Consider the following 21,245-nt stretch of genomic DNA (forward strand, 5'->3'; position numbering starts at 1 on the left):
CCCCCATGACGACCGGTATTTCGAAATGGGGACAAAAAGTAGGCAAATCGGAACGCAGATTATTTTACCATCAGCTTTTAATCGTCATCCTCGTCCTCTTCACCTTTTCCTAAACGCACAAAAGCCCCGCGGCGCGGCGCCGGCATGATGCTGTTTTCGCCTTTGACGGTCTGCCAGACGATTTCGCTGAAAACAAGGTCGTCGATAGCGTCCGGCATCGAGAGGTCGAACTGGGAAGATTTTTTGGAATTTTTATTGACAGCCACATTTCGCTGTTCCAAATCCACATTGGCCGGTCTGGCGGTGAAAGTCGTCGCGTCGGCCTTCGGGCTGAAACATCTCCACATGGGCGTAGCGGCGGCATCGTACTGGCTCATGGGTTTGAGGCCGAGAATCAGCTCCATGGTACGCAGCATGCCCGAGGTTGAGTACATGGTGTGGTCCACAAATCCGCGTTTCACCATACCGCCAGCCACGAATGCAATGGAGCGATGGGCATCGACGTGGTCCGGTCCGTTCTGCGCATCGTCTTCCAGAATAAATACCACCGATTCATTCCAAACCTTACTTTTGGAAAGATGCTCCACAAAACGACCAACGGCCAGGTCGTTGTCCGCGAGGGCTGCATATGGCGTAGGCTTACCCACCGCCGCGCCGGAAGTGTGGTCGTTACCGAAGCGCAATGTGTTCAATTGGGGTAATGCATTGCGGGCCACCAGACTATCGAAATCCATCTCCCAGGCTTTTTCACGGTCAATATCCTTGTAGCCGAGGTCGTACCCTTTGAAAGTGGGGCAAAATTTGCCTTTCAAAGTGGCAATATTGGGTTTCTCTCCATCGGCAAACCATCCGTAGGTCCGGAAACTCACACCTGCCCGCAGGCAGTGGTCCCAAATGAACCCGTCGCGCGGGTGTGCGATCTCCTTCTGGCCTTCGTAATCGTAGGTCCCGCCGCGGCCACCGTAGCTGGTTACCCAGTTCTTTTCCACGTAGTCGTTGGCATATGCGGCAGAGGACCAGTTATGCCCGTCCGCACTTACCTCTGCATCTACATAAAAATTATCCAGCAGCACAAACTCCTTCGCGATGGCATGCTGGTTGGGCGTGATTTTCTGAGGGAACAGGCAAAGCGACGAATCCCCGTTGCCTTCCTTCATATCACCCAGCACCTGGTCGTAAGTACGGTTCTCTTTAATGATATAAAACACGTATTTAATGGGCGATTTGTCGCCTACATGCCTGGGGATGGGGTTGCCTGCTTCGCCTTCCGTATCGAGTTCCTTGCTTTTGCTGTAAGGTGTATTGGCGTAAACCAACCGGGAATAGGCAGCCAGCACCTCCAAATCCGGGACGTCTATCACCGACATGGTGCCTTTGAACAAACCGCCAATGTACTGCTGACGACCTGTGTTCGCCTGCGGGTTAGGCCCGATCTGCTGCGGCACTTTCGACAAGGCCGGATTCGGCCCTTTGGGGTTGGCTTTGGAGGAAAACCCTTTTCCATTGGTAACGAATATCCGCGACCCGATTACCTTGACGGCCGTAGGATACCAGCCGGTAGGGATGAAGCCGCTGGAACGTCCGTGCCCTTTTTCGGTTACATCAAAAACCGCGAGGCAATTGTTGTCCGCATTGGCGATATACAACGTTTTTTCATCTTCACTCAATGCCAATCCATTGGGTGTGGAACCTACCGGCGCATGCGGGAAAAGCGAAGCCGTCAGCGTCTCCACCACCTGCCTCTTCAGAACATCGATCAGCGCAACCGTGTTGTCATTGCCATTGGCGACAAACAGAAACTTCCCATCGCGGGTAAGCACCATATCGTTGGGATTCTTATTCGTTGGTATCGTCGCGATCACGGCATTGGAAGCCGTGTTCACTACCGCCACTGCGGCCCCGCCCCACATCGAAATGTAAAGCTCCTTCCTGTCGCGCGAGAGCATGCAGGTGTAGGCAGGCGCATTCAGTTTGAGCCTGGACAACACCTTTCTTGCACGTGTATCGCATACGTAAAGCGCGCTATCCTCTTTGGTTACGACATATAGTTTTCCGGCATTGTCATCGACGCAGAGGCCGGTGGGCGAAATCTTCACCGGCCAGGGTTTACCGAGCTCGATCGGCTGGGTTGCCACCAGCTGCTTGTCGCGAATATCGTAAACGAGGATCACGTTGTCGTTACCTGCCGAGGCGTAAATTTTACTTTCATCATCGCTAAAAGCAAGCCCCAGATAGGCTTTCCCGACGCGCACGGTATCCAGTATTTTTTCGCTTGCCGCATCGATCAGCGTTATGCTCTGCGTACTTTGTCCGTTATTGGTGACGGCCAAATATTTTTTTGTCGGGGATACGACCAGGTTAAGCGGCAGGTCGTCCAGCTCGAAGCTGCGACCGGCTGGTGTCAGGGACCAGCCGTTAGGTAAGCCAACACGTTTGGCCGATAATTCCTTGTAAGTTTCTGCTTCTTCCAGGCTGCCAGTGCTGCTCTTCCGGTTACAGGCAACAAGCCCTAATGCGATGATTATCAGCGGGATTAAAATACAAGTCTTGTTCATAGAATGCCGGGATTAGTCTGAACTGTAAAACTATTCAATTTACGGTTCGCCGAGCATTCTGCAAGCTTTAAGTAATTATTAAGCTCTTCTACCCTGGTGATGACGGGTAAGCTGCCATAGCCAGTTCGGTATCCCGGGTCCGGTAAAGTTGCTCGGGAACGGTCGCCAGCTTTGAAGGATGTACCCGACCTCCCAGCCCATAAAACTGCTGAAAACTCATCATGAGCGGGCGCCATTTATCAGGATCAACGTGATCCGGGTTCTCGTCGGAAACGATCGAATCGTCCAAATGCACACGGAGGATTTTCAACTCCAGCGTTACGCTCCGGATGTTTTCGATACCTGTCTCAGCCGCAAAAGGATGGATCGCGACAAATGCCGCTTCCAGGTGAACCGGGCATTCCAAAACCCGCGGGGCCTTCACAATCGTGGAGTCCACGGGCGTCAAACCGGCCCGGCCGAACTTGTCGGCTTCATGCTCGTAGCCTTTCAGCACTTTCCCCGCCGGCACTGGATTACTTCCCGTCACGAGCGCCAGCCTGTCGACCGCGCCCACCAAATCCACGGACGGAAGATTAAGCACGCATTCCCTGGTCCGCAGGATATTTTCCGTTGTTTTCGAATGCGCGGCTATGCCGATCATGCAGCGGTAGCCAAGCCAGAACGCGGACGATATAGGGGCGAGATTAAAGGTATCGTCGGCGTTAGTAGTCCCTACCAATACTACCGGAGTACCAAAATACAGAATAGACGGGTTGCTGATGTGATGCATTTTGTTGCTTGTTTTTGCATCAAAACAGCCAAATATTTCAGTGGTTGCAAACCCGTTTCTTGCGATTACGCACCATTAACCGGATCAATTTAAAATTCGCTTTAATAACGGTTCCCGATAAATGTCTCCGATCGGTATCCTTGTTTCCCCGATCCAGACCCCTGCCCTGTCGATGCTGTCAACCTTGCTCAGTGAAGCTATAAACGACCTGTGCACCCTGATGAAAAGCTGCGCAGGCAAGCGCTCCGACAATTCACGGATGGTGACGGTTGTTTTAATTTCCCGCGTCAGGGTACGAATCAGGACATACTCTTTTTTACCTTCAATGAAGAGTATCTCGTTCTGCGGAACCCTGACTATTTTTGATCCGCATTTTACAAACAAATCCGGGAAAGCAGTATCCGAAGCGGCTTGCTGCTTGTCAACGGCTTGCTTCATGGAAATATAATGACGTACCTTATTCACAGCGGCTAACATGCGCTCAAATGCAATCGGCTTTTGCAGGTAATCCACCACTTCCAGTTCGAAAGCTTCCAAAGCGAATTCGGAATAGGCAGTTGTCAAAATTACGGGAGGTAATTGTTTGACCATTCTCAAAAACTGCAAACCGGTTATGACAGGCATTTCAATGTCCAGAAACAGCAGATCCACTTGATTTCCCGCCAAAAAATCCAGCGCCTGAATGGCGGAAGTGCACACCTTTTCCAAGTGCAGCGAAGGAATTCGCTCGATATGAGCTTCCAGAATTTCGGCGGCCAAAGGCTCGTCGTCAACAACCAGGCATTTCAATTTCATCGGGAGAAACAAATAGTGGGATTTCCAGAAGTGCGTCAAAACGGCCATTAGTCCGCTGAACCCGAAGCGAGCTTTTGCCGGGGAAGAGATAGTCCAGCCTCTTCCGCAAATTCACCAGCCCGATTCCGCTCGGCGGCACTGAAAGGTATTTATTAACACCATTTTGAGTGGACAAGGTGAGCTTCTGATCCCGGATCATCACCGAAATCGTGATAAAATCGGCCCCGTGCTTGAATGCGTTCTCCACCAATGGCAATAGTAACAACGGGGGAATTTGGGGGCCGTCGGTGCTCCCGCTTACCGTAAAGTCCAGCGCAAAACCACGGGGGAGTCGCAACTTCTGCAGATCGATATAGTTCCCAAGCACTTCCAATTCTCTCCGAAGGCTCCGCGGTCGCTCTTCATTTCCATCCAGATGATAACGCATCAATCCCGACAGCTGCATGATCGCCGGAGCGGTATGGTCGGATCGCTTGATAGCGAGCGCGTAGAGGGAATTGAGTGTATTAAAAAGAAAATGCGGGTTTATCTGTGCCCTCAAAAATGCCAGTTCGGTTTTCAAATGGGCATTTTCAAGTTCGCGTGCCCGCTTTTGATGCACAAACCAATCGTTGGAAAAACGTGCGATAGCTGCCAGAAAAACCACGAAGAAAAATTCCAGGGACCGCAAAACCACTTGTGTGGTCATACTTAAATGAAATGGCTGCGCCATGCCAAAATACCGGGCCCTGATCCAGTGAAACATCGGAATTAGCAACAAGTCCAATCCTGCCGCCAGAAACAGATTACAGGCAAAAAATTGAGGGAATCTTCGTCCCGCAAGAAGGCCGGGTATCCAATAGTAGAAATTCACATAGAAAACGGCGGCCTGCCCCAACAAAAAAACACTCGGATGGGCAAGCAGGAATGGGGTCTTGTTCAGATAAGCGAAATAATATGAAACAGACGCATAGAAAACCCAACACACCAAATGCAGTGCGACAATACTCAACCGGAGGCGGTGAAACGTATGAACCTTTATCAGCATCTCCGGCAAGATACCGAATTGCGATCCTAATTCCACTGGATTTACCTCAACAGCAACAATCTGCCCGTCAACTGTCCGATTTCTACCACCGAATCGACTAGCCGCCCGAATATTGCTGTCGGACTTCCTACTGTGCTTGTCGGCGACAATTTCCTTGCTCACAGCTCACGCATCATTTGCTTTGAGGAAAAAAGCAGAAACAAAATGGAATCATTAGCCATTCAGACGAGCGCGCTCCGATACCGTCACGGAGAAAAAGGGATCATCCATGATTTGGACCTTCGGGTACCTGCCGGAAGCATTTTCGGCTTGCTCGGCCCCAATGGGTCGGGCAAAACAACCACAATTCGTTTGTTGCTGGACCTGCTCACGCCTACCAGCGGTACGATCCGCCTGTTCGGGTCTTCCATTCAGAAAAATCGAAGGCAACTGCTCGGCAATATCGGGAGCCTGATCGAACTACCGACCCTCTACCCGCATCTGACAGGCCTGGAAAATCTTGAAATGACGCGCTTGCTTAGAAACCTCCCCCGGCGACAAGCAATTGAATGTCTGGAACTGACCGGACTCGATCGCGTAGCTCATCAACGGGTATCGACTTATTCTCTCGGGATGCGCCAGCGCCTCGGCATCGCGCTGGCGCTGGTGGGTGATCCCGCGTTGCTGATTTTGGATGAGCCTACTAACGGCCTGGACCCGGCGGGAATACTGGACATCCGAAACCTGATCATAAACCTGAATCGCGGATTTGGCAAAACAATCCTGATTTCCAGCCACTTTTTGTCTGAAATCGAGAAAATCGCGACGGACATCGCCATTCTGAATGATGGCCGGCTAGTATACCAGGGAGCATTAAACCAGCTCCGATCGGAGGCCTGCACACCCGCCGACAGTCTTGAATCCATTTTCCTAACCTTAACCCAGGCAGCTCAATGAACCTGCTAACAGAATTCCGGGTATGCTTCCTGGCCGAATCGATTAAATTAAGGCGAACTCCCCTTCTCTGGCTAAGCCTGGGTGCACCGGCCTTCGCGGTAACCGTCGCTTTTATTGCCAGCCTGAGCAGCGGGCATAAGTTCTATTACACCGGACAGAGCCCATGGACTGATTTTTCGGCACATATCCTTGTTGGCTGGGCCTTGTTTGTCTTTCCAATCTACGTGTGCCTGCAAGCCGCACTGTACTTTTCAATGGAACACCAACAGAACGGCTGGTCTTACTGGGCAACGCTTCCGATCAGCAAACAGGCATTCATCTTGTCAAAGTATAGCTGGGCCGTGCTACTGGTAGCATTAAGCCAGCTATCGTTGCTCTTCCTGATGTGGGGTGCCGGCTGGCTTTTGGCCGTTCTAAAACCGGCATATGGCTTCCAGCATTATCCCATGACATCGATGCCTGCAAAGGCCTGCGGATGGATTTTCCTATCGGGACTTACCATTCTCGCCATTCAGATACAGCTGAGCGTATTTTCCCGCAGCTTTCTGGTTCCAACAGCTACCGGGATGATCTTTATACTCGGCGGCGTTATCGCCAGAAGCCTTTCCGTCAGCATTTACTGGCCATTTCTGTGGCCAATCTCATTATTGAATAATACTCCCGATACCAACCTGTGGAAGTCGGGTTTCGCCGCCGCGGGCATTACAGGCTTCGTGCTCATGACGATCCTTGGTACGATCCGTTTCGCCGGGAGCAAACCACGTCGTATGGGACACTGATCCCGATGAAAATTGTATAACATAAATAGCAATCAGGCACATGAATGGTGCCGTGTTTTGTTACATTTACGGCGCGCCGATCCCGGAATCGGTGTACCAGAATTGTCCCCAATAACCTGCCATGACTCCAAACACCTCAATCCCCACGTTATTTGACTGGGCGGGCGGAATGCCTGTTTTCGAAAAACTGACCGGTTTATTCTATCAAAAAGTCCTGCAAGACCCGCTTTTGGAACCGGTCTTCAAACATATGTCGCCCGATCATCAAATACACGTGGCGCATTTTATTGCCGAAGTAATGGGTGGCCCCGAGTGGTATAGCACGTCAGAAGGCAGTCATTTCAAAATGGTTCAAAAACATTTGGCCAAACACCTTACCGAGCAACACCGTCAACGCTGGGTTTCGTTACTTCTGGAAACAGCCGATGAGATCCATCTGCCCGATGATCCGGAGTTCCGCTCCGCATTCATTGCCTACATCGAATGGGGCACACGGATCGCGGTCATGAACTCAAATAACGATACCCTCCAAATGAGCCCGGACGAACCGATGCCTAAATGGGGCTGGGGCGTGCCCGGAGGCCCCTACCTGGGATAAATCGGGGATTATTTATTCGCTCTTCAGACTTTTCACCGGGTTACTGAGTGCCGCTTTCATGCTTTGCAGGCCGATCGTCAGAAGCGTCAGACCGAGCAACAGCAATGGTGGGACCAGGAAAATAGATACGCCCAGACCGATATGGAAGGCATAGTTGTCGAGCCAGGCTTTGGCTGCGAAGTACACCACGGGTACGGCCAATATCGAGGCGAACAGGACGAGTTTTACGAAATCTTTTGAAATGAGGATCAGCAAACCGCCAATGGTGGCGCCCAGCACTTTTCGGATGCCGATTTCCTTCGTCCGCAACCGGATGACAAAGCTCGATAACCCCAGCAGGCCCATACACGCTACCACGATGGCAAGGACAGCGAAAAGCCCGAAAACATTACCCAATCGCTGATCGGCCTGGTATTGTTTGTTGAAATATTCGTCCAGAAAAAAGTACTCGAATGGGTTTCCGGCGAAGACCTCTTTATACAGATTCCGGATGTCGGCAAGACTTCGGACAAACTCCCCTTGCCTGACATGCACAGAAATGTACTTCCAATCGGTGCGTGTGGGGTAATAGAACAGGATCGGGTCGTATTTTTCCTTCATCGACCGCTGATGAAAATTCTTCACCACCCCTATTACCCTGCAGGGCAATTCTCGCTGCCCCAATTTGAACTTAATATCCTGATTCACGGCCGAGGCGGCATCCGGATAGCCCAGTGCTGCGACAACCTCTTCATTAATAAGCACTTTATTGTTGTTGCTCACCTGTAACTCGGAAGAATCGGCATTCTCGAAATTCCTTCCCGCCACGAGTTGTATTTTGTATGAAGGAATAAATTGCTCGTCTATTTCCATCAGATAAGTCGTAAAGCTCTTATCGATGCCCTGGTTGGCTCTTCGCACTGCGTTGCGGTACCTGATCGTGTGTCCCGGAATATCGGACGTCGCGGTTGTTGCCCCGATCGACGGGATATGACTGATCTCGGATTTAAAATACTGGTACTTCCTGAAAATGGTGGTGTCGTTGACCACGGGAGCCTTTACGATCAGTATCTGGTCCTTATCATAACCGAGGTTCCCGTTCCGCATGTAATTGAATTGCTTCACCACCACAAACGTGCAGGCAATCAAAATAATTGAAAGGGTAAACTGAAAAGATACCAGCACCCTTCGCATCGAAATACCCGAGCGCGACTGCACCATCAGGCCTTTCAGCACTTTTACAGGAAGGAAAGAAGACAGGACAAATGCGGGGTAAGCACCTACGAGCAATGCACCGGCAATAAAAACCACGAATCCCGCCGCCCAGAATCCCATTTCGCTGCCGAGGCCCGTTGAAAAGAAATTCTGACTAATTTGTTTCCCTACAAAATCGTCAAAGAACGGGCTAAACAATACGATCATCACGACCGCCACAAACAGGGATAGCATATTGATGATCAACGACTCAAACAGAAACTGCCCGATCAGCTGCTTCTTGAATGCCCCCACCACCTTCCGCAAACCGACTTCCTTCGCCCGTTCCATCGACTTCGCGGTGGAGAGGTTGATGTAATTGATCCAGGCGATCAGCAAAATAAATACGCCGATAACGCCCAGAAAGTACACTTCTTTCCGGCTGCCATTGGCTTCCGCTTCGTGGAGATAGTTGGAGTTGAGATGGATGTCCGTCAACGGTTGCATGGCGAAGCTGCACCGGAAGTTGAGCTCCTTCATTTTTGCCCCGAGGTATTTGTTGATGAATGCAGGAAATTTCGCCTCCACCTTTCTGGGATCCGTGCCGGGCGCCAGGAGCACATAGTTATAAAATTCCGGCCAGGTCCATTCCTGAAAGCCCCATTCATGTCCTACCGTCTCGAAAGAAATCAGCATATCGAACTTCATATGCGAGTTTTCGGGCATATTCTTAAAAACGCCGGTCACTTTCAGGGGAATCTGGTTATTCAGCTTCAATATTTTTCCAAGCGGATTGGCTTTGCCAAAATACCTTTCGGCCGTGCGTTCCGAGATCGCGATGGCATCCTTATCGGCCAGGCAGGTCTGGGGGTCACCCAAAATGAGCGGGTAGTTGAAAATTTTGAAGAAGGACTTGTCTGCGATGAAAATGCTGCTTTCATTGAATGTCTTCGGCTCGGCACGTCCCACGGTATACGACATCGTAGAAGCATTCATAAATAACGACACACTCACAATGCGCACATAATCCAGTACCTCCGGGAAATCAGCCTTCATGGCCGGACCCAGTGCCGGGTGGTTGGTCGCTGTGGTGGGAACGTCGGCCATACTGCCCGAGTAGGATATCGGAACCCGGTAAATATTGGCTGCCTGGGGATTGAACCGGTCGTAGCTATTTTCGAAATATACGTATTGGAATACAAAAAAGCAGGCAGCCATCCCCAGCGCCAGACCCAAAATGTTAATCGCAGAAAAAGCCTTGTTTCTCCACAAATTCCGACGCGCAATTTTGAAATAATTACTGATCATATCATGGCTGGTTTATAGGATGGGCAAATGGAATTATTGCGTTGCCTGCAAAAGTCGCACCGGGAAGAAAACCAAATTCAACCCATTAAATATCAATGCATTAATTACAAAATTAGTCAGATTTAATGTTCAAAAGCGGACACATTCGTTCAGTTTCAGGGAATGACAAAAACTTGATTGACTTATCAGCGGGATAAAATGTGAATATCGAACCAAAAAATATAACTTTGTCAAAAATGTAAACTTGACACCTCTTCACTAAAATGCCGGATAGCGCACGAGTTTCTGACCAGCAATTGCTGGACGCACTATGCTCCGGGCACGAATGGGCCTTTACCGCTATTTACGACGAGTATTGGTACCCGATGTACAAAGCCGCATTCCACAAACTCGGGCAGCGGCACATTGCGGAAGAGATCGTGCAGGACATCTTTACCCGCCTGTGGAACGAGCGCGCGAACCTGCGTACCACGACGTTGAACTACTATCTTTTTTCCGCCGTGCGGTTCGAGGTCATCGATCACATTCGCAAAGCCGGGCCAAGAAGCCGGTACCTGGCCTATTACCAGACATTTGCAAGCCAGCACGAGCACTATACCGAAGACGAGGTTGCCTACAACGAACTGCTGCGCAACATTGACGAAGGACTCAAACCCTTTCCCGCCAAAACGAGGGAAATATTCAAACTCAGCCGGGTCGAAAGCTGGACGGTCGCCCAGATCGCAGAATTCATGAATTTATCCGAAAAGACGGTCGAGTATCACCTGGGCAAGGCCTCCAAGGCCGTCCGCGAGTACCTGAACGAAACCCTGCTCCTGCTGCTCCTCAGCATTTTTTCCTGACCACCCGGATGTTGTATTTTTCAAGGAATTTTTCTTCCAAAACCCATATTTCACATAAACTTTTCAAGTTATTTTAAAAACATTCAGGGACAACCGCCGACCTGTACGGTTTAGAGGTTGAATCAGACAAATGCATTCTGAGCCAGTCACCCCCTGAACCTATGAGTTACGACGAGATTGAAAACCTGCTTTTGAAGTACCGCGAGGGAAAATGTACTCCCGCGGAAAAAGACCGCATCCACGCCTGGTACGACCAGGTGCAAAGCGGCGTACCGCAAACCGAACTCTCGGACACCGAAAAATCGGTCCTGAAAGCCCGGATGTGGAGCGCCATCCAACACGAAAGAAAAGCGTCCGGAAGGGCCAAACCATTTTTGCCACGCCTGTCGCCCATCGCCGTGCGCATGTTTGCCTCGGTGGCTGCGGTGCTCGTTGTCTCGCTGTCGTTGTTTTACTTTTTCTCCAATAAACCTGCTCCGGAAGCGGTCGCAGACGACGCATTACTGCTGGAAGCCGATCAGGCAGCCCTGGTTTCCACTGCTAACAACACGGCCCGGCCCATGCGTATCCAATTGGGTGATAGCAGCGAAGTAACCCTCGCCCCCGGGGCTGGGCTCACCTACCCCCGTAATTTTTCAGCCACGAAACGCGAGGTGCAACTCACAGGCGACGCGTTTTTCAATATCACCAAGGACAGCCATCGCCCGTTTTTCGTGTATAGCGGAAAGCTCGTGACCCGCGTGCTGGGGACGAGTTTCTGGGTGAAAGAAGGCGGAGAAGAGCGTCAAATGCAAGTTGAAGTGGTGTGCGGAAAGGTCTCCGTGTTCGAAAACGAAAGTATCGGCACTGATGAACCGGCTTCGCAAACCAAGCACCAGTTCAATAAGGGAGTCATCCTGACCCCGAACCAGCGCGTGACCTATTTCGAGGAAAGCGGGCATTTGATGACCAGCCTCGTCGACAAGCCGGTGCTGTTGACCGCCCACGTGGAGCTGCCTCCTGCGATTTACAAGAACACTGCATTACCCGAAATTTTTCAGCGCCTGAAAGATGCCTACGGTGTAGATATCGTGGTATCCGGCGATGCAGTGAATGAATGTACGTTTACCGGTGACCTTACCAATATGTCGCTGTTCGAGCAGCTCGACCTGATTTGCCAGTCCAACGACGGTTCTTACCAGGTCCAGGGGACGCGCATCCTGATTTCGGCGGCCGGCTGCAAGTAATTTTTATTTAACCTAAATACTGCCTATGCATTAAAACCTGTCCCGAAGTCAAAAAAGAAACCGGCAGAAAGCTACCCTGCCGGTCAGTACTTTCCTGCTGCCGGAAATCCGCCAAGATGCGGCAGCGGGGTATTCATTAGTTATAAAAAACCTTTCTAAACTATGAAAAAAAACCGATACCGAAAAAACCGGGCGTCGCTTTGCTTGCTCATGAAAATTTCTTTAGCCCAGCTTATCTTTTCAATCGTCTTTTCCAGCCTCACCTACGCGGCGCACGTCAGCAAGGCGCAGGAGGTCCTGGAACGGACCGTGACGCTCCACGCCGACAAGGTGGAACTGGCGACGGTACTCGACCAGCTGGAGCAGAAAGCAAACGTAAAATTTGTGTACAGCAACAAGGCAATCCGCGCCGAGCGTCCGGTAGCGATCCATGTCGTCAACCAGAAACTGGCGGCGGCATTGCAAACCTTGCTGGCACCTCTTCAGATTTCCTACCAGGTTACCCCATCGGGGCGCATCCTGCTTAAAGCCAGCAAGGAACTGCAAACCAAAAGTACCGGGCTACTCTCCATACAAATGCGGGATATGCTCGCGCAGGTGCTGAAAGGCAAGGTAAGCGACGAACACGGCGACGGCCTCCCGGGCGTAAGCGTACGCCTGAAAGGGACCCAGCTGGGTACACTGACGGACGCTTCCGGTAATTTCGAATTTGAAGTGAGCAACCTGGAAGCCGTACTGGTATTCAGCTTTGTAGGCTATAAAACGCAGGAAGTTGCAGCGGGCGACAGGGCGGTGATCAACATATCGATGGTTCCGGACGATAAATCGCTGAACGAGGTGGTCGTGATCGGTTACGGAAGCTCGCGAAAGCAGGACGTGGTAGGCTCCGTGGATATTGTTTCCTCAAAAGATGCCGGCGCCACTACCGCCACCAACCCTTCGCAGTTGCTGATCGGAAAATCGGCGGGTGTGCAGGTGTTGCAATCGAACGGAACGCCGGGCTCCGATGCCCAGATCCTCATCCGCGGAACCGGTTCTTTCACAGGGGTTGATCCATTGTATGTGATTGATGGTATCCAGGGCAGCAAAACGATGTTCAATACGCTTGCTACGCAGGATATTGAAAACATCACAATCCTTAAAGACGCCTCATCCACAGCCATTTATGGTTCTGCCGCAGCCAACGGCGTGGTCATTATCACTACCAAAAGAGGCAAATCGGGCGCACCGCGTATCAATTTCAATACCCAATGGGGCGTTGCCAAGGCCTGGAAGACGCTGGATTTGCTGAATGCTTCGCAGTACATCGACCTGCTGAAAGATTTCGCCGCCACCACCAATTCATCCCTGCCCGCCAAGTTCAATACTCCGGACGTGACCACCGACCGTACCGACTGGCAGAAAGAGATATTCAGATCCGCCCTCGTATCGCAAAACGACCTGAACATCAATGGTGGTAGCGAAAAAGTAGCTTACAGTTTCTCATTGGGATATATCAAACAGCAGGCCATTGTCAGGAACTTCGCCAACAGCAGGCTGAATTCACGTTTTGCACTGGACGAAACCCTGGGCCGCTTTCATTTGGGACAAAGCCTGAATATCCGTTATACCAAAGATGACGGACAGCTGGCCAGCATTCCGACGCGGTGTATTATGCGCCTTACAAGCCGATCTACGACGCGAATATCCCTGGCGGTTACTCCAACACCACCAACGTCGACGATTTCAGCAATGGTAACAACCCGCTCGCGGCCATTAACCTGAACCACCCCATCAATACCGGTTTTGTGTTCTTCCCGCAGGTTTTTGCAGAAGTGGATATCATTTCCGGATTGCGGTTCCGCACGCAGCTTTCGGCCGAAATCGGCGGAGGCAAGAATCGCAGCTACCAATATGGCTACACGGGGGGTAACAACCTGACCAATCCGCAACAGGCTACATTGGGTTTCAGCAACTATTCGTTTTACACGCTTGAAAACTATTTTTCCTACAATAAGGTATTTGGCCAACACAGTGTTTCGGCCACGCTCGGTAACAGCTACCTCGATCCGGGAAATTCTTCGGGCCTGAATGCAACCGGTACCAAAATTCCGAACGACGCCATTCAGAACATCAGTGTAGCGCAGTCACAAGCCGTTACGGGTTCCACCTACGGTTATGCACGCTCGTCGGTGATCTCCTATTTTGCACGTTTGGGCTATACTTTCGACGACAAATACATCCTTACGGGAAGCTTCCGTCGCGACGGTGCTTCGAACTTCGGGGCCAACAACCGTTTCGGGAATTTCTACGGATTGGGTGTTGCGTGGCGCTTTGTGGATGAAGAGTTTGTCAAAAATGGCCTGAATTTCCTGAGCGACGGCAAGGTACGGTTCGGATTGGGTAGAACCGGAAATAACTCGATCCCGACTACCGGCGTAACGTCCGTACTGACTTACAGCGGCAGTCCTAACGGTAACCTGGTTTACTCGTTAGGAACCAATGAGGGTTTCAATCCGGGTACTACCATTAATACGCTGTCTAACCCGAATATCCGCTGGGAATCGACAGATCAGACCAACATTGGCCTCGACCTCGGGTTTCTCAACAACCGCTTGAATGTTACCGTTGACTGGTATAACCGCAAAAGCTCCGGTTTGCTGGTAAGCGTACCCGTTTCAGGAAGTACGGGAGCCTCGGCTAGCGGCGGGCAACCCAGCAAATACGCCAATGCGGCGAGTGCCCAAAACAAGGGCGTAGAGTTTTCGGTCGGTTACCGCGATCAGGCCCGGGGCGGGTTCCAGTATAATATGAGTGCGAACCTGGCCTACAATAAAAACATCGTCAACTCCCTTGGAAGCGAGTTTGCCGCGCCCATTCAGGCGGGGGCATTCAGCAACCTCCCTGCATTCACTTACACAGCTGCGGGTTCGGCGATCGGATCGTTCTTCGGCTATGAAGTATCTCACGTAGCGAAAGACCAGGCGGAAATCGACGCATTGAATGCCAAAGCGGCCGAGCAGACAGGCGATGCCACCACCAAGTACCAGGCGGGCCTCCTTCCCGGAGACTTTATTTTCAAAGACCTGGATGGCGACGGCAAGGTGACTTCCACCGACCAGAAGATCCTGGGTAACCCTATCCCGAAAATCGTATACGGTTTCAATGCGGGTGTGAATTACAAAGGCTTCGATCTGAATGTGGTCGTTTCGGGTGTTTCCGGTCTGAAAATTGTGAATGCATTTAAGTTCGTGACTGAAAATGAATCCACGGGCCACAATGCTTCTACCGAAATCCTGAAAAGATGGCGCAAGGCCGGCGATGTGGCCGAACTTCCGCGTGCGGGACAGAGCGCAACGGGCGATGGTAACCTGCGTCCCTCCGATTGGTGGCTCGAAAACGGTGCTTACCTGCGCCTTCGTAACGTGACGCTGGGCTACACCCTGCCCCAGGGCGTGATCGAAGGCATTGGCGGCGGCAAGGTGTTCAAGAGCATCCGCGTGTATGCGGCGGCACAAAACCTTTTGACCTTTACCAAATACAAAGGCTATGACCCGGAGGTAAGCACCCAGAACGGCGGCAGCTTCATCTTCTCACGCGGTATCGACGACCGTCAGCAGTTGCCGCAGCCAAGAACGTTGCTTTGCGGCTTGCAGCTTGGGTTTTAATGGTTAGAAGAAAACTTACTTGAAGTGAACATGAAAAAGATCATATATTTTCTGACAGGACTGATTGCCGCTTTTCAGCTGGCCGGATGCGATGAATCCAAACTGGACCTGGAAAGCCAGAGTGCCTACGATTACAAAACCTATTTTACCTCTTCCGAAGGACTCAACCAGGCCGTCGTCGCCACTTATGCGACATTACTGCACAACGGCCTCTGGTCGCGGGAGTACTATTTTATTTTCGATTTGCTCGGATACGAAGCCAAGAAAACGACCAACCTGCAAGGCGACATGGCGCAGATCGCCGACTATTCGTTCGGTACGAGCCAGGCGCAGATCGGCCAGCTGTGGAACAGCCTTTACCGGCTGATCCTCCGGTCGAATGTGGTCATCGACCGCGCGGGTGTATGGAATCCGACAGGCGCCGCGGACCAGCAGGCGGCGAAGCAATACATTGCCGAGGCGCGGTTCCTGCGGTCGTACGCTTACTTCAATATCGTCAATTTGTGGGGTAAGGCCCCGCTGATCACCGCTTACGACAGCACGGTGGCCAATAATTACCCGTCCCGCTCTTCGGCGGAGGCGATCTGGGCTGCGATTGAAAACGACCTGAAACTGGCCGCAGCCGATTTGCCTGTGTCATACGATGCGGCTACCGGCCTCGGAAGGGCAACCAAAGGTGCGGCGGTAGCGTTGCTGGGGAAATCCTATTTGTACCAGAAAAAATGGGCGCAGGCAGAAACCACGCTGGCACAGCTGACAGCCGCTCCGTTCACCTATTCGCTGGACCCGTCGTACGAGAACCTGTTCAGCTCAACGAACCAGAGCAGCCCGGAGAACATTTTCCAGATCATGAACGCCAAATGGACCGACTGGGGGATTGGCAACCAGTACTACGTCTTCGGCGGACAGGAAACCTGGGGCGGCAAAGCAACCCACTCCGACCGTGCCCAGGAATATGGTTTCAAAGACTGGTTCAATGTTTACATCCCGACCACCACTGTTAAATCTTTCCAATACCCCCACCCGACCACCAGCGCCAACTACATCGATCCACGTGCGAAGTTTACGTTCTATGGCAGCAAGGAAAGCGGCGGCGACACTCAGTATTGCCAGAAATGTGCAGGCGGCGCGATCGATTTCCCGTTCAAGGCCGACGACCCTCAGGGATATTACGTTTGGAAAAAATACCAGTATTACAATGAAGTAGCCTCTTACGGAGGTCCGCAAAGCTCCATCAACGGGCAGGTGATCCGGTTTGCCGATGTGCTGCTGATGCTCGCGGAAGCGCAAATCCAGCAAGGTAAAACCGGCGCCGATCCGCTGGCGTTGATCAACCAGGTGCGCAAACGCTCGGGCGCGGTCGCGTACACCAGCCTGGGCGCGCAGGCCGACGCGATGAAAATCATCATGCGCGAACGCCAGGTAGAACTTTGCGGCGAACAAAGCCGGTATTTCGACCTGATTCGCTGGGGAATCGCCAAGCAGACGATCAATGCGCAGCGTGCGGCCGAGCCGGGCGACGGGAAACAGCCTTTCCAGGACAAAAACGTCCTCCTGCCGATCCCCGATGTTGAGAAGAACTACAATCCTAACGTGGCCAAAGACATAGCCAACGGCTGGAATTAAGTGGGTACAATACCCCGAAAAACCACAGTGCAAAGGAGCCCGATTCCCGAAACACTGTGGTTTTTTATGGCCCACTGATGAGCATCGCTTCTTACTGACGTTCGAGCCCGGAAAGTTGGCGCTCGTCGGGATTTGCCACAGGATCGACAGCGCCGAACTGTCGTAAATGATGGTCCGAATGCTTGTAGGCAAATATCCCGATTTGCTCCCGCGTCATCTTGCCGAAAAAATCGTGAATAAAATCCGGATTGGAAAAGTGCTCATACGCGGCAATACACCGGATCCAGGTCTTCTTTTGCAGTTCCAGGTCGCCATCCAACTCTTTGACGATAAAAGGCCGGCTCGTCGGGACGTTCTTCTGAATAGGCCTGTCGTCCTTGACGAAGGTTTTCAGGGCCATCCGGCCGAAAATCCATCCCATTAATTCCTGTTTGTACTTCGGTTTATGAACGCCCAACACCCACTCGTCCCAGATGGTACAATGCTTTGCCATTTGGTACACATTCATTTTGCCCCATTGCGCCGCATTACGTTTGTCGAGTGACTGTATCCTTCTGATCAGTTCGTCCCGCGTGGCAGCATCAAAGATCGTTTTCATAGTTTGTTTCTGTTTGGTGATAATGCAAAACTAGCGGGGCTTGAAAAGTCGAGCGGCGTGCAAAAATGACAATCAAAGGTGTATTTTGTGCCATCTTTATGATAGCTTTGAGTAAACCTGCCAACCCATGCGCACCAGACACATTTCTGTAATCGTATATGAAGATGTGCTTTTGACAGCCCTGTCGAGCACCGTCGCATTGCTGACCGGCGCAAAGGATGCGGTTGTCAGAAGCGGCAAAACAGCGCCGTTCGAAATCGACCTGGTGGGTTTTGATCTTCGTGATGTGCAATTAAACCTTCCGGTTCAATTTCATTGTGCGAAAACATTGGCCGACGACTTTGATACGGATGTGATCGTTGTCCCGCCGATGAACACCGAGGGGGCCGACATGGATCAGCTGCTGCTTAAATATGGTAGACTGACCCGCTGGCTCGAAGAAAAATACCAGCGCAAGGCGCAGATCATCAGCCTTTGCACAGGTGCTTATTTTGTGGCCGAATGCGGCCTGCTGAATGGCATGCCCGCTACCTCCCACTGGGGCGCGATCGACGATATGCGGAAAAGATATCCGCTTGTTAACTTCCGCCCCGAGCGCGTGGTTACCCAGTCGGAGGCCATTATCACCGGCGGCGGCGGCTTTTCGGCATTGAGCGCCATTCTGTATTTCATCGAAAAAACCTGCGGGAAAGAGATCGCCATTACATTGAGCAAGTACTATGCGCTGGATTACGGCCGTACATCCCAGAGTATTTTCACCATATTCTCCGGCCATCGCGGCCATAATGACCAGGACATTCACCGGGCACAAACCTACATTGAAAGCGAGTTCAAAACCGACATTTCAGTGGACCAGATAGCCGGCCATGTAAATATGAGCAAGCGGAACTTCATCCGCCGCTTCAAAAGCGCCACCACCCTCAACCCCATCGAATACATCCAGCGGATCAAGATAGAAGCCGCCAAAAAATCCCTGGAATCCGGCGAATCCAACATCGCCTATGTCACCTACAATGTCGGGTACAACGACTTGAAAACATTCAGGACCATCTTCAAGCGGATCACCGGGCTTACGCCTGTTGAGTATAGGAACAGGTACAATACCGAGACGCTGCTGCGCTAGGCTTTGTAAATTAATTTACCTTACCATTTGCATCGTACGATTTTAATCGTACCTTTGGTATGTACTTAATTTTCATAGCCATGAGTTCCGAAAAAGCTGAACCCACGAAAGCCGAGCTCGATATTCTGACCATCCTTTGGAAGCACGGGCCTTCCACCGTGCGCTTTGTGCACAACGAGTTGAACACATTGAAGGAGGTGAACTACACCACAACCCTCAAACAAATGCAATTGATGGCCGAAAAAGGCATGCTCTCCCGCGATGAGAGTAGTATGAAGCACGTTTACGAGGCGGTCGAGGAAGAGCAAAAGACAAAAGGCCTCCTACTCGATCGTTTTGTCGACCATTTGTACGGTGGCTCGGCCAGCAACCTGGTGATGCAGTTGCTGGATAACAAAAAAGCTTCCAAAGCAGAGCTGGATGAAATCCGGGCGGTTTTGGACCAATTGGAAAAAGGGAATTCCTAAATCAAACCAGCCATGAAAAATCTGCTCACTTCCGAAACCGCCTATACCCTGATCCGGCAAACCGGGGTGGCGCTCGGTCATTCACTCTGGATTGGGGCCGTCGCGGCGCTGCTGGCCGCAGTTGTGGTAGTAGGCACCCGCCGCAGCCGCCCCGAGATCCGCTATAACTTGTTGACGGGATTGCTTTTATTCTTCATAATGGGGACCGTCGTTGCATTCGTACAATCGGGTTCTCCTGTCCGGGAGAAGGTACTGATCCAGGACGTTTCGGTAGCGCACGCTGCCCGGGAAACGGCAACATCCGTCCAGGCAACACCTTCCGGGCAAGACGTTGTCAGCATCGCCACCGGCTTCCTTGCCCAAAACATTCAGGCAATCACCTTACTCTGGTTACTCGTGGTGTTAGTCAAAATCACCGGCCTTGCACTCGGGCTTTATCGCCTGCATCAGCTCAAAACGCGGCAAGTTTACAGCATAGGCAGCTATTGGGAACAGCGTTTGAATGAATTCGCCCAAACTATGGGCATCGCGCAGCCCGTGAGGATATTACAGTCCGGCCTGGTGAAAGTCCCGACCGTACTGGGGCATTTCAAGCCCGTGATACTCATCCCGCTGGGCGTAATTACCGCTATTCCCGCGGATCAGATCGAAATGGTGCTGCTCCATGAATTGGCACATATCCGGCGGCTCGATTTTTTCGTCAATTTCCTGCAACGGCTTACCGAATTGCTCTTTTTCTTCAACCCCGGCATTCTCTGGATTTCCAGGCTCATTCGTGAAGAGCGTGAAAATTGCTGCGATGATATGGCCCTGCGGTACTCGGGCAACCAGACAACCTATATCCGTGCCCTTCTCTCATTCCGGGAATACCAGCTGAATGAAGACGTATATCAATTAGCGTTCTCCGGAAAAGGGGGCCTCGTACAGCGCGCCAAACGCATTGCCTCATGCACCAACTCGACGTTGGGTGCGGCTGAAAAAACAGTGCTATTGGTAGCAATGCTGGCATTCTTCACATTTACAGTCCTGCTCGCTCAGTCCGGTGGCCGGCACCCCGGTGGCCGGCAATCCGGTGGCCGGCAAACGAGCCAGCAAAAGGTTAATACGAAACAGGTTCACCGCGTCGGCAACGTCCAAAATCCTGCGGCCTCGTCAGCGAACCACGCCAACCCTCAGCCAGACCAAACCGGATCCAAAAATACCGGCAACCCCTTCATTAACAAATCCAATGCACAGCAAAACCAGGCTGTCCAAAACCGTACGGGAGCAATAAACCACCCAAATCCGGTTCGACCCGACACGCTACAACCGTTGCAAAAACCGATGGCGCCGCTTAACCGGCTGTCCGTTCCGTTAGACGTCGACTCTTCCATGAGCAGGCGGCTGGCGCCCGTGCAATGGCAGCCATATGTGCAAACGTATCAACCGCAGCCCCTGCAAACCTACCAGCATGAATACGAGCCTAATCCGATCCGGATCAAGCGCCAGGCGATTAACAACACGATCATGGACGCCATCGAGCGGGAGGGCATCGAAATTTCACGTGACAATATCGATTTCAGGATCACCAACAACGAACTGATCCTCAATGGCGTAAAACAACCCGAATCGGTTCACAAGAGCGTGCTCGATGCAGTACTCCCCAAACCCGGCGACGTGATCGACTTTACTTACGGGAGCCACCGTTAATCCTGGTTAATACACAGATATTCCAAAACTTACTTTGAGTAAGGCAGGTAAACTATGCCTGCCAGTCACAAAAAACAACCTTAA

Annotated in this window: 17 protein-coding genes; 11 read left to right on the forward strand and 6 right to left on the reverse strand. The window is 51.6% G+C overall.

Annotated elements, in window-relative coordinates; translation table 11 throughout:
* Window positions 1–77 precede the first annotated feature (77 nt).
* From J7619_RS00530 to J7619_RS00545, 4 genes are all read right to left on the reverse strand, one after another.
* A complete protein-coding gene (locus J7619_RS00530) occupies window positions 78–2,555 on the reverse strand; it encodes an SMP-30/gluconolactonase/LRE family protein (protein WP_291192824.1) in 2,478 nt (825 codons plus the stop codon).
* 88 nt (window positions 2,556–2,643) lie between these two features.
* Window positions 2,644–3,327 (reverse strand): flavin reductase family protein, encoded by a 684-nt coding sequence (locus tag J7619_RS00535; RefSeq protein WP_291192825.1) that lies wholly within the window; start codon window positions 3,325–3,327, stop codon window positions 2,644–2,646.
* Between the two features lie 84 nt (window positions 3,328–3,411).
* Complete coding sequence (locus tag J7619_RS00540) at window positions 3,412–4,122, reverse strand: LytTR family DNA-binding domain-containing protein (protein ID WP_291192826.1); 711 nt, start codon at window positions 4,120–4,122, stop codon at window positions 3,412–3,414.
* Window positions 4,097–5,311 (reverse strand): sensor histidine kinase, encoded by a 1,215-nt coding sequence (locus J7619_RS00545; RefSeq protein WP_291192827.1) that lies wholly within the window; start codon window positions 5,309–5,311, stop codon window positions 4,097–4,099. The genes J7619_RS00540 and J7619_RS00545 overlap by 26 nt, the downstream gene beginning before the upstream one ends.
* 42 nt (window positions 5,312–5,353) lie before the next feature.
* On the opposite strand from J7619_RS00545, the gene J7619_RS00550 reads away from it, so the two are divergent.
* The 3 genes from J7619_RS00550 to J7619_RS00560 all read left to right on the forward strand — a co-directional run bounded on the left by J7619_RS00550 (window position 5,354) and on the right by J7619_RS00560 (window position 7,462).
* Window positions 5,354–6,085: an ABC transporter ATP-binding protein gene (locus tag J7619_RS00550; RefSeq protein ID WP_291192828.1), complete on the forward strand. Its 732-nt coding sequence runs from the start codon at window positions 5,354–5,356 to the stop codon at window positions 6,083–6,085.
* Window positions 6,082–6,864 (forward strand): ABC transporter permease, encoded by a 783-nt coding sequence (locus J7619_RS00555; protein ID WP_291192829.1) that lies wholly within the window; start codon window positions 6,082–6,084, stop codon window positions 6,862–6,864. The genes J7619_RS00550 and J7619_RS00555 overlap by 4 nt, the downstream gene beginning before the upstream one ends.
* 121 nt (window positions 6,865–6,985) lie before the next feature.
* Complete coding sequence (locus tag J7619_RS00560; protein WP_291192830.1) at window positions 6,986–7,462, forward strand: group II truncated hemoglobin; 477 nt, start codon at window positions 6,986–6,988, stop codon at window positions 7,460–7,462.
* 12 nt (window positions 7,463–7,474) lie between these two features.
* Here J7619_RS00560 and J7619_RS00565 read toward each other — a convergent pair whose 3' ends face one another.
* The gene (locus tag J7619_RS00565) at window positions 7,475–9,943 is read right to left on the reverse strand and encodes an ABC transporter permease (RefSeq protein WP_291192831.1); all 2,469 of its coding nucleotides are present in this window, start codon (window positions 9,941–9,943) and stop codon (window positions 7,475–7,477) included.
* Window positions 9,944–10,206: 263 nt separating this feature from the next.
* Here J7619_RS00565 and J7619_RS00570 point away from each other — a divergent pair, with 263 nt between their 5' ends.
* The 5 genes from J7619_RS00570 (at window position 10,207) to J7619_RS00590 (ending at window position 17,284) form a co-directional block, all read left to right on the forward strand.
* Entirely contained in the window at window positions 10,207–10,785 is a 579-nt protein-coding gene (locus tag J7619_RS00570; RefSeq protein WP_291192832.1) for an RNA polymerase sigma factor, read from the forward strand.
* Between the two features lie 161 nt (window positions 10,786–10,946).
* Window positions 10,947–12,011: a FecR family protein gene (locus tag J7619_RS00575; protein WP_291192833.1), complete on the forward strand. Its 1,065-nt coding sequence runs from the start codon at window positions 10,947–10,949 to the stop codon at window positions 12,009–12,011.
* A gap of 162 nt (window positions 12,012–12,173) precedes the next feature.
* Entirely contained in the window at window positions 12,174–13,775 is a 1,602-nt protein-coding gene (locus tag J7619_RS00580) for a SusC/RagA family TonB-linked outer membrane protein (protein ID WP_291192834.1), read from the forward strand.
* Window positions 13,658–15,658, forward strand: coding sequence for a SusC/RagA family TonB-linked outer membrane protein (locus J7619_RS00585; protein WP_291192835.1), 2,001 nt, complete (start codon window positions 13,658–13,660; stop codon window positions 15,656–15,658). The genes J7619_RS00580 and J7619_RS00585 overlap by 118 nt, the downstream gene beginning before the upstream one ends.
* Window positions 15,659–15,688: 30 nt before the next feature.
* Window positions 15,689–17,284 carry a RagB/SusD family nutrient uptake outer membrane protein gene (locus J7619_RS00590; RefSeq protein ID WP_291192836.1) on the forward strand — a complete coding sequence of 532 codons (1,596 nt, stop codon included), beginning with the start codon at window positions 15,689–15,691 and terminating at the stop codon, window positions 17,282–17,284.
* Window positions 17,285–17,375: 91 nt separating this feature from the next.
* On the opposite strand, the gene J7619_RS00595 is transcribed toward J7619_RS00590, so the two are convergent.
* The gene (locus J7619_RS00595) at window positions 17,376–17,882 is read right to left on the reverse strand and encodes a DUF1569 domain-containing protein (protein WP_291192837.1); all 507 of its coding nucleotides are present in this window, start codon (window positions 17,880–17,882) and stop codon (window positions 17,376–17,378) included.
* Between the two features lie 127 nt (window positions 17,883–18,009).
* Here J7619_RS00595 and J7619_RS00600 point away from each other — a divergent pair, with 127 nt between their 5' ends.
* The 3 genes from J7619_RS00600 to J7619_RS00610 all read left to right on the forward strand — a co-directional run bounded on the left by J7619_RS00600 (window position 18,010) and on the right by J7619_RS00610 (window position 21,161).
* Complete coding sequence (locus tag J7619_RS00600; protein WP_291192838.1) at window positions 18,010–19,005, forward strand: GlxA family transcriptional regulator; 996 nt, start codon at window positions 18,010–18,012, stop codon at window positions 19,003–19,005.
* Window positions 19,006–19,085: 80 nt separating this feature from the next.
* Window positions 19,086–19,472 (forward strand): BlaI/MecI/CopY family transcriptional regulator, encoded by a 387-nt coding sequence (locus tag J7619_RS00605; RefSeq protein ID WP_291192839.1) that lies wholly within the window; start codon window positions 19,086–19,088, stop codon window positions 19,470–19,472.
* A 12-nt stretch (window positions 19,473–19,484) separates the two neighbouring features.
* Entirely contained in the window at window positions 19,485–21,161 is a 1,677-nt protein-coding gene (locus J7619_RS00610) for a M56 family metallopeptidase (protein WP_291192840.1), read from the forward strand.
* Window positions 21,162–21,245 lie beyond the last annotated feature (84 nt).

The organism is Dyadobacter sp., assembly GCF_017744695.1.
Lineage (GTDB): Bacteria > Bacteroidota > Bacteroidia > Cytophagales > Spirosomataceae > Dyadobacter.